Origin of the sequence: Ruminococcus turbiniformis (assembly GCF_020687545.1) — a bacterium.
Classification (GTDB): Bacteria; Bacillota; Clostridia; order Lachnospirales; family Lachnospiraceae; genus Mediterraneibacter; species Mediterraneibacter turbiniformis.
Genome location: NZ_JAJEQX010000082.1, coordinates 1 through 1936, shown reverse-complemented (window position 1 = coordinate 1936; position 1936 = coordinate 1). Strand labels below are relative to the sequence as shown.

At 48.0% G+C, this 1936-nt stretch carries 2 protein-coding genes; one reads left to right on the top strand and one right to left on the bottom strand.

What is annotated here, in order from left to right; translation table 11 throughout:
• Positions 1-214: 214 nt before the first annotated feature.
• Entirely contained in the window at positions 215-631 is a 417-nt protein-coding gene (locus LKD70_RS18920; protein WP_407691007.1) for a hypothetical protein, read from the bottom strand.
• A gap of 48 nt (positions 632-679) precedes the next feature.
• Between LKD70_RS18920 and LKD70_RS18915 the strand changes: the two genes are divergently transcribed.
• Positions 680-1630 (top strand): transposase, encoded by a 951-nt coding sequence (locus LKD70_RS18915; RefSeq protein WP_407691006.1) that lies wholly within the window; start codon positions 680-682, stop codon positions 1628-1630.
• Positions 1631-1936: the final 306 nt, after the last annotated feature.

Here is a 1936-nt window from a genome sequence, read left to right as displayed (position 1 = left end):
CTGGTAGTGTCAAATACTACCTGTTTTTTTGTTTCAAAATATAATAAAAACCTTGATTATAAGGGAAATCTGCAATAAAAAGAGCACTGACCTCCCTTTTTTGGTATAATGTCTATCGCCAAACAAACCTTACACACGAAAGGAGCCAATGCTCATGGACATTATACAATACTTACTCTATGTTATTCAATATCTCTACCAGCAAAATTGCTGGTTAATCAACTTCATCTGCAGATATATACCACTTAAGCAGTGGGCTTTCGACGATTCCCATTCTCCCAAATATCAGAAGTTCAAAGTGGACGAACTTCCAAAAGTCCAGATCATCCAGCATGAATGGGACTGGCGTCTCCTGATCCCTTACTTTGATCGCCGCTACGGTGTTCAGATAAAACCCGTCTCCCGGCGTAAGGAATGCGACATCCCCGAAGACTGCTTCTGCCCTTCCTGTGGCGCTCCGCAGCCTTATCTTTACCGAAATAACGGTAAAGCCGGACAGCTGAAATGCAAGGTATGCAATACAAATTTTTCGCCAGATGAAAACCGCTTCGCCAGGCAATTCACCCTGCGGTGCCCTCACTGTGGCAAGGCACTCGTTGCCAAAAAAGAACGGAAGCACTTTATCATCCACAAGTGCATCAACCTAAAATGCCCCTACTATCTCCACAACCTTAAGAAAGTGGACAGGGCCGATCTGGAAGAAAGATACGGAAAAAATAAATATAAACTTCACTATATCTACCGTCAGTTCACGATAGATTTTTTCAGCATGGATGTAAGTACCCTTCCTAAGAACGCTTCTTCCCTGAAATTCAGTAAGCATAACGCACACGTTATGTCCCTGTGTCTGACGCTGCATATCAACCTTGGCCTGTCACTGCGCAAAACCAGCCAGGCACTGAAAGATCTCTATAACATCCAGATCTCTCATCAGCAGATCGCCAACTACTGCAAGACCGCGGCCACCTGCATCAAACCCTTCGTCGATCAGTATCCCTATCGCAAAGGAGAAGCCTTTGTGGCCGATGAAACCTACATCAAAGTCCGCGGCATAAAAACCTACGTCTGGCTGATCATGAACGCCGCCTGCCGTTCCATCATCGGTTACCAGGTGTCCGATAACCGCGGGGTCGGGCCCTGTATCCTTGCCATGCGCATGGCCTTCCAGGGGCTTAAGAAACTCCCTGAAAACTTTAAATTTATCGCTGATGGCTACAGCGCCTATCCGCTTGCCGCCATGGAATCCACAAAGAAGTTTGGCAAGGACTTTACCTTCCAGATCACCCAGGTGATCGGACTTACCAACGACGATGCTGTATCTAAGGAACACCGTCCTTTCAAACAGATCGTAGAACGACTGAACCGGACCTATAAGGCTTCTTACCGGAAAACAAACGGCTTCGACAACATCGAAGGTGCCAACTATGACCTGGCTCTCTGGGTTGCCTACTACAACTTCCTGCGCCCGCACAAACACAATAAATACAAAGTTCTTAACGAAGTGGAAATGCTCCAGGGTGCTGACAACATGCCGGGCAAGTGGCAGCTGCTTATCTTCCTTGGCCAACAAACCATCCTGAACATGCAGAAAACCGGAACTGCTGGATCGGATCGGAGCTGTTGTCAATAGAACCGTGGAATACCGGAGCAGGCGGCGCAGCCGGCTGTGAGGATATGCCGCGAAAGTCTATTGACATAAGGCTCACGGATGATCCTGTTTGGCAGAAAAGGGGCAAGTGCGCCCTTTTCCTGCCTTCCGGCGAGGACGGGTTCGGGCAGAGCCCGATAATGGGTCAAGGGACTGGTCCCTTGCGGGTTCTCAGGGCAGCGCCCTGAGCCTTCGGAGAACTTTTCGATGTCAATATCTGCAATTTTCAAGGTTCTGCTGAGCCTGATTTTTTCGGCTCAGTTTTTCATAGATCACTTGACACTACCT